Origin of the sequence: Streptomyces sp. NPDC051776 (assembly GCF_040681345.1) — a bacterium.
Lineage (GTDB): Bacteria > Actinomycetota > Actinomycetes > Streptomycetales > Streptomycetaceae > Streptomyces.
The window spans coordinates 409875-421747 of sequence record NZ_JBFAYQ010000001.1; the positions used below are offsets into that span (position 1 = coordinate 409875).

At 71.1% G+C, this 11873-nt stretch carries 11 protein-coding genes; 9 read left to right on the forward strand and 2 right to left on the reverse strand.

What is annotated here, in order from left to right; genetic code table 11:
* Positions 1 to 106 precede the first annotated feature (106 nt).
* Entirely contained in the window at positions 107 to 1327 is a 1221-nt protein-coding gene (gene hutI, locus AB0M26_RS01815) for an imidazolonepropionase (protein ID WP_365252816.1), read from the forward strand.
* Between the two features lie 14 nt (positions 1328 to 1341).
* Complete coding sequence (locus AB0M26_RS01820; RefSeq protein ID WP_365252819.1) at positions 1342 to 2052, forward strand: YoaK family protein; 711 nt, start codon at positions 1342 to 1344, stop codon at positions 2050 to 2052.
* 66 nt (positions 2053 to 2118) lie between these two features.
* Here AB0M26_RS01820 and AB0M26_RS01825 read toward each other — a convergent pair whose 3' ends face one another.
* Complete coding sequence (locus tag AB0M26_RS01825; RefSeq protein WP_365252821.1) at positions 2119 to 3114, reverse strand: RNA polymerase sigma factor SigF; 996 nt, start codon at positions 3112 to 3114, stop codon at positions 2119 to 2121.
* Between the two features lie 239 nt (positions 3115 to 3353).
* Here AB0M26_RS01825 and AB0M26_RS01830 point away from each other — a divergent pair, with 239 nt between their 5' ends.
* From AB0M26_RS01830 to AB0M26_RS01855, 6 genes are all read left to right on the forward strand, one after another.
* Positions 3354 to 3734, forward strand: a complete 381-nt coding sequence (locus tag AB0M26_RS01830) for an STAS domain-containing protein (RefSeq protein ID WP_365252823.1) — start codon at positions 3354 to 3356, stop codon at positions 3732 to 3734.
* Positions 3735 to 3909: 175 nt separating this feature from the next.
* Entirely contained in the window at positions 3910 to 4395 is a 486-nt protein-coding gene (locus AB0M26_RS01835; protein WP_365252826.1) for an ATP-binding protein, read from the forward strand.
* 157 nt (positions 4396 to 4552) lie between these two features.
* Complete coding sequence (locus AB0M26_RS01840) at positions 4553 to 5239, forward strand: LPXTG cell wall anchor domain-containing protein (protein WP_365252829.1); 687 nt, start codon at positions 4553 to 4555, stop codon at positions 5237 to 5239.
* 261 nt (positions 5240 to 5500) lie between these two features.
* Positions 5501 to 6589: an LPXTG cell wall anchor domain-containing protein gene (locus AB0M26_RS01845; RefSeq protein ID WP_365252832.1), complete on the forward strand. Its 1089-nt coding sequence runs from the start codon at positions 5501 to 5503 to the stop codon at positions 6587 to 6589.
* The gene (locus AB0M26_RS01850) at positions 6586 to 7794 is read left to right on the forward strand and encodes a hypothetical protein (protein ID WP_365252835.1); all 1209 of its coding nucleotides are present in this window, start codon (positions 6586 to 6588) and stop codon (positions 7792 to 7794) included. The genes AB0M26_RS01845 and AB0M26_RS01850 overlap by 4 nt, the downstream gene beginning before the upstream one ends.
* A gap of 38 nt (positions 7795 to 7832) precedes the next feature.
* Positions 7833 to 9158: a hypothetical protein gene (locus tag AB0M26_RS01855; RefSeq protein WP_365253027.1), complete on the forward strand. Its 1326-nt coding sequence runs from the start codon at positions 7833 to 7835 to the stop codon at positions 9156 to 9158.
* 167 nt (positions 9159 to 9325) lie between these two features.
* Here the strand turns inward: AB0M26_RS01855 and AB0M26_RS01860 are convergent, their stop codons facing one another.
* A complete protein-coding gene (locus AB0M26_RS01860; RefSeq protein ID WP_365252838.1) occupies positions 9326 to 10852 on the reverse strand; it encodes an oligopeptide:H+ symporter in 1527 nt (508 codons plus the stop codon).
* A 312-nt stretch (positions 10853 to 11164) separates the two neighbouring features.
* Between AB0M26_RS01860 and AB0M26_RS01865 the strand changes: the two genes are divergently transcribed.
* On the forward strand, positions 11165 to 11845 hold the full coding sequence (locus tag AB0M26_RS01865; RefSeq protein ID WP_365252841.1) for a response regulator transcription factor: 681 nt from the start codon (positions 11165 to 11167) through the stop codon (positions 11843 to 11845).
* Positions 11846 to 11873: the final 28 nt, after the last annotated feature.

The window sequence follows — 11873 nt, forward strand, 5'->3', positions numbered from 1 at the left end:
CACGACCGCCGCGGACCCGGCGCGCACCGCCGACCCGGCGCACGCCGCGGCTCCGACGCATACCGCGGTCCCGACGCACACCCAACGGTTGGAGAAGAGCGCGCCCATGGCCACCGCGACCGCCATCACCCACATCGCCAGTCTGGTCACCAACGACCCCTCCCTCGCCTCCGCCGTGGGCGCCTCCGCCGAGGGCGCCACCCCCGCCACGGGCCCCCTCGGACCGATCAGGGACGCCACCGTCGTCATCGAGGGCGACCGCATCGCCTGGGTCGGTGAGACCAGCAAAGCACCCGCCACCGACAACCGGATCGACGCCGCGGGCCGGGCCGTGATCCCCGGGTTCGTCGACTCCCACTCCCACGTCGTCTTCGCCGGCGACCGCACCGAGGAGTTCAACGCCCGTATGTCGGGCCGCGAATACACCGCGGGCGGCATCCGCACCACCGTCGCCGCCACCCGCGCCGCCTCGAACAACGTACTCCACGCCAACGCCGGCCGCTATGTCCACGAGGCGCTGCGCCAAGGGACCACCACCCTCGAGATCAAATCCGGCTACGGCCTCACCGTCGAGGACGAGGCGCGCACCCTGGGCATCGCCGCCGCACACACCGACGAAGTCACCTATCTCGGCGCGCACATCGTCGCCCCCGAGTTCGCCGGCGACCCGGCCGCCTACGTCGACCTCGTCACCGGCCCCATGCTCGACGCCTGCGCCCCCTACGCCCGCTGGATCGATGTCTTCTGCGAGAAGGGCGCGTTCGACGGGGACCAGGCCCGCGCCGTACTCACCGCCGGTGCCGCCCGCGGCCTCACCCCGCGCGTCCACGCCAACCAGCTCTCCTACGGGCCGGGCGTCCAGCTCGCCGTCGAACTCGGCGCGGCCTCCGCCGACCACTGCACGCACCTCACCGACGCCGACGTCGACGCCCTCGCGAACGGTGACACAGTCGCGACCCTGCTGCCCGGCGCGGAGTTCTCCACCCGGGCGCAATACCCCGACGCGCGCCGCCTGTTGGACGCGGGCGCCACAGTGGCGCTCTCGCCCGACTGCAACCCCGGCTCGTCCTTCACCAGCTCCATGGCCTTCTGCATCGCCGTCGCCGTACGGGAGATGGGGATGACGCCGGACGAGGCGGTGTGGTCGGCGACCGCGGGCGGTGCGGCGGCCCTGCGCCGTACGGACGTTGGCCGCATCACCCCCGGCGCCCGCGCCGACCTGGTGCTGCTGGACGCCCCCTCGCACGTCCATCTCGCCTACCGGCCCGGCGTCCCGCTCGCGGCCGCGGTCTGGCGCCGCGGCGAGCTCGTCCCCGACCCGGTCTGAACGGAGCTCCGCCCGTGCAGCTCAAGCGGAAGCCCGACCGGACCATGCTCATGATGGCGCTCACGCTGACCACGGGCATGATCGAGGCCGTCAGTTTCATCGCCCTCGGCCCGGCCTTCACGGCCGTGCAGACCGGCAACACCCTCTTCCTTGCGTTCGCCCTCGGCGGGACCCCCGGCATGGCCGTCTGGCCGCCGGTCGCCTCGCTCTGCGGCTTCGCCGCGGGCGCCGTGATCGCCGCCCGCCTGGAGTCGCGCATGGACATCGAAGGGCGGCGCTGGTATGTGCTCTCCCTCGTCGCCGAGGCCGTCCTGCTGGCGGTGGCGGGTCTGGTGGCCTGGGAGCTGGAGCCCTTCGGCGCGCCCCTCACCGCCCGGCACTATGCGGTGATCGCGCTCGTGGCCGTGGCGATGGGGATGCGGAACGTCACGATGCTGCGGGCGCCGGTCCCCGACATGTCGACGACCGTGCTCACCCGCTCGATGACCGCGCTCCTCGGCGGCTCGTCCCTCGGACGCGACACGAGGATCCCCTCGGGAGCTGTGCACACCGCCCGCAGAGCGGCGACGGTGGGGACCATGATCATGGGCGGCCTGCTCGGCGCCTGGATGCTCCACGAGAACGTACGGGCGCCCGTGGTGCTGCTGATCGTTGCCGGATGTGTACTGGCCGTGGCGAGCGCCGCCTGCTTCGTCCCTCGCGTGAACGCCCCCGAGTCCGGCTGAACCGGTCTCGGGGGCGCTTCGACGTCGGCAGGCGCCTGGAGCGCGACGGACGCTCCCGCGGTCACCTCACTCCTCGATCATCAGACCCTTGCGGAGTCTGTTCAGCGTGCGCGTCAGCAGCCGGGACACGTGCATCTGCGAGATGCCGAGTTCCTCTCCGATCTCGGACTGCGTCATGTTCGCCACGAAGCGCAGCGAGAGGATCGTTCGGTCGCGCGGCTGCAACTCCGCGATCAGCGGCTTCAGGGACTCCACGTACTCGATGCCCTCGAGACCGTGGTCCTCGTAGCCGAGACGGTCCGCCAGCGCGGCCTCGGTGTCGTCCTCCTCGGGCTGGGCGTCCAGCGAACTCGCGGTGTACGCGTTGCTCGCGGCCATGCCCTCGACGACCTCCTGCTCGGTGAGGCCGAGGCGATCGGCGAGTTCGGCAACCGAGGGGGCCCGGTCGAGCTTCTGCGACAGCTCGTCGCCGGCCTTGGCCAGGTCGAGGCGCAGCTCCTGCAGCCGCCGCGGGACGCGTACCGACCAGCTCGTGTCGCGGAAGAACCGCTTGATCTCACCGATGATCGTCGGCATCGCGAAGGTGGGGAACTCCACCCCGCGGCTCAGCTCGAACCGGTCGATCGCCTTGATCAGTCCGATGGTGCCGACCTGGACGATGTCCTCCATCGGCTCGCTGCGGGAGCGGAAGCGGGAGGCGGCGAACTTCACCAGTGCGAGGTTGAGCTCGACCAGTGTGTTCCGCACGTACGAGTACTCGTGGGTGCCTTCCTCGAGCGACTCCAGGCGCGCGAAGAGGGTCTTGGACAGGGCCCGGGCGTCGAGCGGGGCCACCTCGTCGTACGGAGGGATTTCGGGGAGGTCCGCGAAGAGGTCCTCCTCGCGACCCCGGTCGGCGTCGAAGTCCGGGTCCTCGTCGGCTTCGAGGGCCGCCGGGATTTCGGAATTCCTTTGCCCGATGTGGGTTTCCTCCCGCCGGAGGGTGGGGGAGGTTGTCGACGTCGCGGACCGCCGCACATGGCGATCGTCAGCGGTGCGCGGCTCGTCGAGCCGGGGTGACATGGTCTCCTCCATCATTCTCGGCATATGGCTGCCGGTGCCGATGTCTCTTCCTGCGGTGTGCGGCGCCTCCGAGCCGGCAGTTGTCGAACGTGTTCCTACTTCCCTACCGGTCCGGCCAGGGGAAAGCAAGGTCGGGCTGATGCGCTATGTCCCTTTCGAGGGGATGTTCGTCTACCGGACCGCGTATCGAAGGCGTAGGGTTCGGAGTGCGCCGTCGCAAGCAACCAGAAGGGGTGCGCATGGACCGCGGGATGGTCGGCAGTACCAACAGGGGCCGGCTCCAGGTCGAGGTTCGGCACCAGGGGTCGAGCGCTGTCGTGACGCCGGCGGGTGAGCTCGATCACCATACCGCCGAGCTGTTGCGGGAGCCTCTGGAGGGATGCGTCGACCAGGGGCGACCCCGCCTCGTAGTGGACTGCTCACGGCTCGAGTTCTGCGACTCCACCGGGCTGAATGTACTGCTCGGCGCCCGGCTGAAGGCCGAGGCGGCGGGTGGCGGTGTCCATCTGGTGGGCATGCTCCCGGTCGTTGCGCGGGTGTTCGAGATCACGGGCGCGGAGGCGGTCTTCACCGTCCACGACACGCTCGACGAGGCGCTGGCCGACTCGCCGGCCGACTGACCCGTCCCCTCTGCCCGCCTGCTCTCGGCGTGACGTGCGCGTTATGTGCGTCACACGTTCCGTATCGAAGAAGTGGGTGTTCCCGCCGACAGGTCGGGCAGGAGACTGCTGAATCTGATGAATCTGTCAGGTGACCATTACCTGTGTATCGGCGAATCGGTGAGGTGAAGCGCTGATGAGCACCACGCGGCCGTACTCGCCGGGTGATCGCGGCCCGGAGTCGGGCGGTGCTTCCCCACCAGTGTCCGCGTCCGGCCAGGTGCGCAGGCTCGATCTCAATGGCGCCAGCGGGATCGTTCCCAGTGCCCGCGACTTCACCCGCCAGGCCCTGTACGACTGGGGCTGGCTGCCCGCGGCCACCGGCGACCAGCGCGCCGCCGCCGAGGACGTGCTGCTCGTCGTCTCCGAGCTCGTCACCAACGCGTGCCTGCACGCCGACGGTCCCGAGGAACTGCGCGTGGGCTGCACGGGCAAAGTGCTGCGCCTGGAGGTCGTGGACCTCGGCAGCGGTTCCCCCGCCCCCCGTACGCCCCACCGCGCGGGCCGGCCCGGCGGCCACGGCATGTTCATCGTCCAGCGGCTGTGTCTGGACTGGGGGGTCGTGCGGAACGCCGACGGGGTCGGCAAGACCGTATGGGCGGAGCTCGCCGCTCCCGCCTAGCGACCGCCCCGCCCCGCAGGCCGTCTTTTACGAACACGCCGATCCGGCGTGTTCTTTGTCTTCCCTCTCCAAGGTCCCCGGCGTACTGTCGGCGCGCGAATCTGATGTGTCGTCAGTAAATCGCGCGCGGCGACAACCGACGAGAGGGGATCCCGAGGTGTCCCGTACGAAGAGCCGGCCGGCCGCCCGCGGGGGAGCGCTCGCGGTGGCCGCAGCCGCCGTGGCCGGGGCCGCGGTCCTGCTGGCCGCCCCCATGGCCCATGCCGATGTGGTGGACGTGGACTACCGCTGCAAGACGCCGATCGGCAACAAGGGTGCGGTATCGCCGATCGACATCAAGAGCGTCAAGAACGGTAGCTCCTACAAACTGACCATGACCTTCGAGAAGGGTGTCTCCTCCAGCCCCGTGGAACTGGGCAAGGGAGCGATGAACCCCAGCGCGCTGATCAAGCTGGGCGGCGCCGAGAACGGCACCCTCCGCGTCTCGGGGCCGCCGAACGCCGAGGCCATCCCCGCCAACACCCCCATCAAAATCACCGACTTGTCGGGTACTTACGCCCCCAAAGCGAGCGGCAAGGTCACCTTCACTGCCTCGACGCTCACGATCAAGGCGCTGGGCACCACCACGACCTGTACCCCGGCGAACAACCCCAAGCCGTCGCTGACGCTCGACGTGAAGGGTTCGGGCGGCGGGGCGGCCGCGCCGTCGGACGGCGAGGAGTTGCCGCAGACCGGCCCGGCCGATACGGCAGTCGCGCTCGGCACGCTCGGCGGAACGGTTCTCCTGTCCGGAGTGGCCGGAGTGCTCTGGCTGACCCGCCGCGGACAGCGGCCCGCGGCCTAGCGAACGGGACGCGGTGCGCGGCCGGGGCCCACGCACCGCCGACGGCCCGGTCCCACCTGTACGGGTGGGACCGCGTGGCTCGGGCCCACCCCGTACCAACCGGACCGCGTGGCCCACCCCGTACCGGCCGGACCACGGAGCCCGGGCAGGCGCCGGCTTCGGACCGGCGAACCCCCTTCCCCACCCGCAGTATTGATCAGCGAGCGAGCAGGCGAGGAGCCGCCGATGCAGTCCCGGACCCACAGGGCACGGAGGACAGCGATGGCGCTCGCGTCGGTGCCGGCGGCGGTGGCGGCACTCTGCGCCACGGTCCCGGCGCATGCGGCACCGGTGCCCACACCGGCCCGGGCACCCGCAGGGCCCGGGGTGTCCCCATCGGTGCAGGCGCCCGTGGCGCCCCCGGCGGCCTCAGTGTCGGCACCGGGTTCAGCGAACTCCGACTGGTCGGCCGCGCCCGCGTCCGGGGGCGGCAGCCGACCGAGCACCGGCGGACGGTCGTACTTCTATCTGGAGGGGCGGCCGGGCACCGTGCTGAAGGACACCGTCACCGTCACCAACTCCGGCACGCACGCCCGGACCGTCCGGCTGCGCGGCGCCGACGGCCACACCGGGGACGCGGGGGCCGCCGCCGTTCGCGGCCCGGACCGGAACACTCCCTCGGGCGCATGGGTCGGCCTGGCGTCCACGAAGGTGAAGCTGCCGCCCCGCACCCGCGCCGACATTCCCTTCACCGTGACCGTCCCGTCCGATGCCGTCCCCGGCGACCACCCCGCCGCGATCGTGGTGACCGGCGGCGGGGAAGCGCGCGTACGGCTCCATCTGCGGGTCACCGGCCCCACGGTGGCGGCCCTGTCGGTCGAGGACGTGTCCGTCGTGCGCACCGGCGACGGCGCCGGGATCCGCTACGCGCTCGTCAACCGGGGCAACACCGCGCTCGCGCCCCGTCTCACGGTCCGCGCCGACGGCCTGTTCTGCGGCGGGACCCTGCTCCGTCCGGCCCGCGACCTCTCCGTGGAACTGCTGCCCGGCGCCCGGGTCCGGCTCACCGAGAGGTGGCCAGGGGCGCCCCGGTTCGACCCGGCGGACGTCACGCTCACCGCCACTGCGGCGGGCGGTGCCCGCGCCTCGGCCACAACCTCGTACGCCCCGTTCGCCTGGACGGCTCCCGTGCTTCTGCTGCTCGGCCTCCTCGCCACGGGGACAGGCGGCTGGTACGTACGGCGTCGGCGCCGCAGGCGTGAAGCCGGGCACGTGGCCGACGGCGGAGAGCAGCGAGGCACGCGCACCCGCGAGCACGAGATGTGCGGCGCAAGGGAGTTGGCCCGGGCGGGATCGGAGGGCCCGCGATGAGGAGGGGCTGCGGGCCGGGCGCGCCACCGGCCGTACGGTTTGCCACGGCGGTCCTCGCAGTCCTGTCAGTGCTGGCGCTCGTTCTCCTCCCCGCCTCGGGGGCCGCCGCCACCATCGCTGAAGCCGACGACGGGCCGAGCGTCCGGCTCTCCGAGGCAGAGGCGGGAGCGGGCGGGACGATCACCGTCACGGGCAAGGGCTGGCGCCCCCGCACGCTGCTCACCCTCCTCATCTGCGGCCAGAACATGATCGGCGGCACCAACGCCTGCGCCAACGCCGACGGCCGGGCCGTCACCACCCGCCGCGACGGCACCTTCACCCGCGAACTGCCCGTCGCCGAACCGCCCAAGCCCTGCCCCTGTGTCGTACACGTCGCCACCGTCACCGGCGAGGCCGCCTCGTACGACGCCCCACTGAAGGTCGCCGGGCATCCGGTCGCCCCGCTCCCCGAGGAGGAGGGCACCGGGCGGCTCGCCGTGCTCACGGCCCGGCTGGAGGGGTCGAGCGGGCTGCTCACCTGGTTCGGCGCGCCGCCACAGCGCCGGCTCGTGCTGACCGTCGCCAACCTCGGCACGGCGCCCGCCCGTAACCCGGTGTTCCGCATGGGTACCTCGCACGGGGTGTTCGCGCCGCAGTGGGAGGAGCAGCAGTGGCGGGGGGCCGTCGAGCCGGGGAAGAGGGCCCGGATCGAGCTGCCCGTACAACTGGCCGCGGGGGCGCACGGCGACTACCTCGTCTCGCTGAAGTACGGGAACAAGGTGCTCACCGAACAGCCGTGGGGCGTCGAACGCCCCTGGGGCGTCACGCTCTTCTGGGTCCTGCTGTGCGTGGTCGTGCCCGCCGCGGTCTTCCGGACCGGTATGGCGGCCGTCGACCGCGTCCGACCGCACCTGTCCGCCCGTACGAGAGGCCGTGACCGTACGAGAAGCCGTGGCCGTACGCGAGACGGTGGCCGTACGGGGATCCGCGGTCGTTCGGGCCGACGGGACGCCGGGCACGCCGCGCACCGCGGCCCGAGGACGGATGACGCGGCGGCAGGTGCGGGGAGCGTGGGCGAAGGCGCCGCGGGAGCGGGCGAAGGCGCCGCGGACGTGGGCGAAGGCGCCACCGCCCTGCCCTGGTTCACCCCCGACACCCTCCCGTCCCGGGAGGAGCAAGTCTCCGCACCGTCAGAAGACCGTTCCTCGTCGAAAGGAAGCTCGTGAAGACGCAACGGAGGGTGAGCGCGGCCGGGGTCGCGCTGATGCTCGGCGGTGCGGGGCTCCTGATCGCCGCGAGCCCGGCACAGGCGGCAGAGGCCAGTTACGCCACGGAGTGTCTCCCGCCGCCGATCTCCGGCCTGCCACCGGTGCAGGGCACCACCACGGTGGACATCAAGGCCCCGGAGACGGCGAAGGTGGGCGACACGGTGGAGGTGGTGTGGAAGACCGTGAAGGCCGCGTCCAAGAACCCGGACATCCTGGACCTGGCCAAGGACACCGTCCAGCCGACCGGGAAGATCACGGTGACGGGCGCCCAGACCGGTGAACTGGCCGTGGAGGGGCCGCGGGAGAACCCGCCCATACCCAAGAACAGCCCCATGGTGCTGTCGGACATGAAGGGCACGCTCAAGCTGGAGAAGGCCGGTGAGGTGACGCTGGCACCGGGCTTCTACAACATCAACGTCAACAAGCCCATCTCCACGGACACAAAGTGCTCCGCGAAGGAGGAGGTCAAGCCTGCGGCCACGATCAAGGTGACCGACGGCGGCGGCACGACGGGCGGCACCACCTCGGGCGGTACGACCGGTGGTTCGACCGGCGGGGACACCGGGGGTTCCACGGGTGGCTCCACCGGCGGGACGGACGGCGGTTCGGACTCCGGCGGCTCCTCGTCCGGCGGGACCACCGGCGGTGGCGGCGATCCGGACGGCACGAACTACACGGGCAAGGAGGTCGACGTCCCGTACAAGTGCAAGACCCCCATCGGCGACAAGGAAGCGACCTCCCCCGTAAGGATCGACGCCAAGAAGAACGGCGGTGACTTCGACCTGACGGTGAAGTTCAGCAAATCCGTGATGGACAGCCCGGCCGACATCCCCGCGGACTCGGTCAAGCCGTCCATGGAGGTGAAGCTGGGCGGCGCCGACAAGGGCACGGTCCACGTCGAGGGCCCGACCAACAAGGAGCCCATCAAGTCCGGTGACCCGATCGAGATTCCCGACCTCAAGGGCACGTACAAGCCCGGCGCCACCGGCAAGGCGACCCTCACCCCGGGCGTCCTGACCGTGAAGGCCCTCGGCACGACCACCACCTGCACCCCGGCCAAGGACCCGGGCGTCTCGCTCGAACTCGACACCTCCGAACAGCCGGGCGGCGCCTCCGGCGGCTCGTCCACGGGCGGGTCCGGCACGAGTGGCGCGGCGGGCGGAACGGCAGGCGGCTCCGCCTCGGGAGGCGGCCTCGCCGAGACCGGCGCGAACGACAACGGCGGGCTGCGCGCGCTCGGCCTCGTCGCCGGGACGGTGATCCTGCTGGGCGGCGCGGTCTTCACGTTCACCCCGTGGAGCAGGCTCCGCGGCACCCGCTGAGCCGCAGGCGTCCCCGTACACGTACCGCAGTGACGCCAACTCCCGCTGCACCCCGTCCCGTTGACGGCGAGGGGGCCCCGGCGCTCGCCGGGGCCGCCTCATGCCTCATGCCTCATGCCTCAGCGGAGGCGGTACGGACGGTGTGGACGGTACGGACGGTACGGACGTCAGTGCACGTCACCCATCAGTGCCGCGACCTTCCGCCGGTACATGTAGACCGCGAATCCGGCGAGGACCGCCAGGGCCGCCTCGGCCCCGACGACGCCGGCCCCGCTGAGGTCGACACCGCCCAGGGAGAGGAGGCCGGTGGCGCAGTCGCCCGCGGTGACGGCGAGGAACCACACACCCATCATCTGGCTGGCGTACTTGGCCGGGGCCATCTTCGTGGTCACCGAGAGGCCGACCGGGGACAGGCACAGCTCGCCGATCGTCTGGATCATGTATATCGAGACCAGCCACATCGGGCTGACCTTGGCGCCGTCCTCGGCCATCAGCATCGGCACGACGAAGACGAAGAACGAGGCACCGACCAGCAGCAGCGCACCGCCGAACTTCACCGTGGTGCCGGGCTCGCGGTCGCGCCGCGCCAGCGCCAGCCACAGCCAGGCGAAGACCGGGGCCAGGGCCATGATGAACAGCGGGTTGAGCGACTGGAACCAGGAGGACGGGAAGTTCAGGCCGAACAGCGAGTCCGAGGTCTTGGTCTCGGCGAACGCGGCCAGCGTCGAACCGCCCTGGTCGTAGATCATCCAGAAGACGGCGGCGGCGGCGAAGAACCAGATGTAGCCGCTCATCCTGGTCTGCTCGGTGGCCGACAGCTCCTTGTCGCGCTTGATGCGGAACAGCACCGCGGTCGGAATGATCAGCCCGAGCAGAGTGATCGGCACCAGCGCCCAGTTGAGGGTGAAGCGGCCGGAGAAGTACACGACGCCGTAGAAGACGGCGGCGACCGCCAGCCACAGGAGGCCTTTGCGCAGCGTGGAGTTGCGCTCCTCGGTCGAGAGCGGGGAGGTGACGACGCTGCTCTTCCCGCTGAGGTGGCGCGAGCCGATCAGGAACTGAAGCAGACCCAGTGCCATGCCGAGCGCGGCGAGCGCGAAGCCGTAGTGCCAGCCGACCTTCTGGCCGACTGTGCCGATGACCAGCGGGGCGGCGAAGGCACCGAGGTTGATGCCCATGTAGAAGACGGTGAAGCCACCGTCGCGGCGCGGGTCCTGGGGTCCGTCGTAGAGGTGGCCGACCATTGTGGAGATGTTGGCCTTCAGCAGACCGGAGCCGAGTGCCACGAGCGCCAGGCCCGTGAAGAACGAGGCCTGGCCGGGCAGTGCGAGCGCGAGGTGACCGGAGATGATGACGGCGCTCGCGATGGTGACCGTCTTCCTCGGGCCCCAGACGCGGTCGCCGAACCATCCGCCGGGCATGGCGAGCAGATAGACCATCGCCAGGTAGACGGAGTAGATGGCCACCGCGTTGGCCTCGGACATCCCGAGGCCGCCGCCCTGGCTGCCGGGCTTGGCGTCGGGGCCGTCGGCGATCAGATAGACGACGAGCAGGGCCCGCATCCCGTAGAAGCTGAAGCGCTCCCACATCTCGGTCATGAAGAGAGTGGCCAGTCCGCGCGGGTGGCCGAAGAAGGTCTTGCCGCCGGCAGGGCTCTCCTGCTGCGCTGATCCCTTCGTCAGGCTGGACGCCATGGTCGGTCCTTGTGGGTTCGGGACGCTCCACAGTGGTGAAGCGCCCGTGTGTGGGGGGAAATGGCGGTTCTGCGCACAGACGAAGGAGACCTCCGGCGTGCGAACACTGCCAAAGGTCCCCTGAAGTGCTTTTGGACGCGCGCACACCTTACGTCACGTCATAGAGGCATATGGAAGGCCTTGAGACCAATGTCACAAGTGAACGCGGAATGCACGCGGCCCACTCGACGCCGGCCCGCCCTCCAGCCTCCCCTGTCCCGGTGCATTCCCGGATAGCCCCAGCTCGGCGGCCGTGCGGACTACCATCGGTCCATGACCCGAGTACTGCTCGCCGAGGATGACGCCTCCATCTCGGAACCGCTGGCCCGGGCCCTGCGTCGCGAGGGCTACGAGGTCGAGGTGCGCGAAGACGGTCCGACCGCCCTCGACGCCGGGCTGCAGGGGGGAGTGGACCTCCTCGTCCTCGACCTCGGCCTGCCCGGCATGGACGGTCTCGAGGTCTGCCGCAGGCTCCGAACGGAGGGCCACGGATTCCCGGTCCTCGTCCTGACCGCGCGGGCCGACGAGGTGGACACCGTCGTCGGTCTGGACGCCGGCGCCGACGATTACGTCACCAAACCCTTCCGGCTGGCCGAGCTCCTCGCGCGCGTACGGGCGCTGCTGCGCCGCGGCGCGGCCGACACCCAGGCGCAGCCGCCGGCCACTCACGGCGTCCGGATCGACGTGGAGTCGCACCGGGCCTGGATGGGCGAGGAGGAGTTGCAGCTCACCGCCAAGGAGTTCGACCTGCTGCGCGTCCTCGTACGGGACGCGGGGCGGGTCGTCACCCGCGACCAGTTGATGCGCGAGGTGTGGGACACCACCTGGTGGTCCTCCACCAAGACCCTGGACATGCACATCTCCTGGCTCCGCAAGAAGCTCGGCGACGACGCCGCGAACCCGCGCTACATCGCCACGGTGCGCGGCGTCGGCTTCCGGTTCGAGAAGAGCTAGTGCGCTCCGAGCCTGCCCGGAGGGCCCC

What these genes read in the sequence shown, in the direction of transcription:
- hutI (WP_365252816.1), top strand. Translation starts at nt 107, where the DNA reads ATGGCCACCGCGACCGCCATCACCCACATCGCCAGTCTGGTCACCAAC.
- AB0M26_RS01825 (WP_365252821.1), bottom strand. Translation starts at nt 3,114, where the DNA reads ATGTCACCCCGGCTCGACGAGCCGCGCACCGCTGACGATCGCCATGTG.
- AB0M26_RS01830 (WP_365252823.1), top strand. Translation starts at nt 3,354, where the DNA reads ATGGACCGCGGGATGGTCGGCAGTACCAACAGGGGCCGGCTCCAGGTC.
- AB0M26_RS01835 (WP_365252826.1), top strand. Translation starts at nt 3,910, where the DNA reads ATGAGCACCACGCGGCCGTACTCGCCGGGTGATCGCGGCCCGGAGTCG.
- AB0M26_RS01845 (WP_365252832.1), top strand. Translation starts at nt 5,501, where the DNA reads ATGGCGCTCGCGTCGGTGCCGGCGGCGGTGGCGGCACTCTGCGCCACG.
- AB0M26_RS01850 (WP_365252835.1), top strand. Translation starts at nt 6,586, where the DNA reads ATGAGGAGGGGCTGCGGGCCGGGCGCGCCACCGGCCGTACGGTTTGCC.
- AB0M26_RS01855 (WP_365253027.1), top strand. Translation starts at nt 7,833, where the DNA reads ATGCTCGGCGGTGCGGGGCTCCTGATCGCCGCGAGCCCGGCACAGGCG.
- AB0M26_RS01860 (WP_365252838.1), bottom strand. Translation starts at nt 10,852, where the DNA reads ATGGCGTCCAGCCTGACGAAGGGATCAGCGCAGCAGGAGAGCCCTGCC.
- AB0M26_RS01865 (WP_365252841.1), top strand. Translation starts at nt 11,165, where the DNA reads ATGACCCGAGTACTGCTCGCCGAGGATGACGCCTCCATCTCGGAACCG.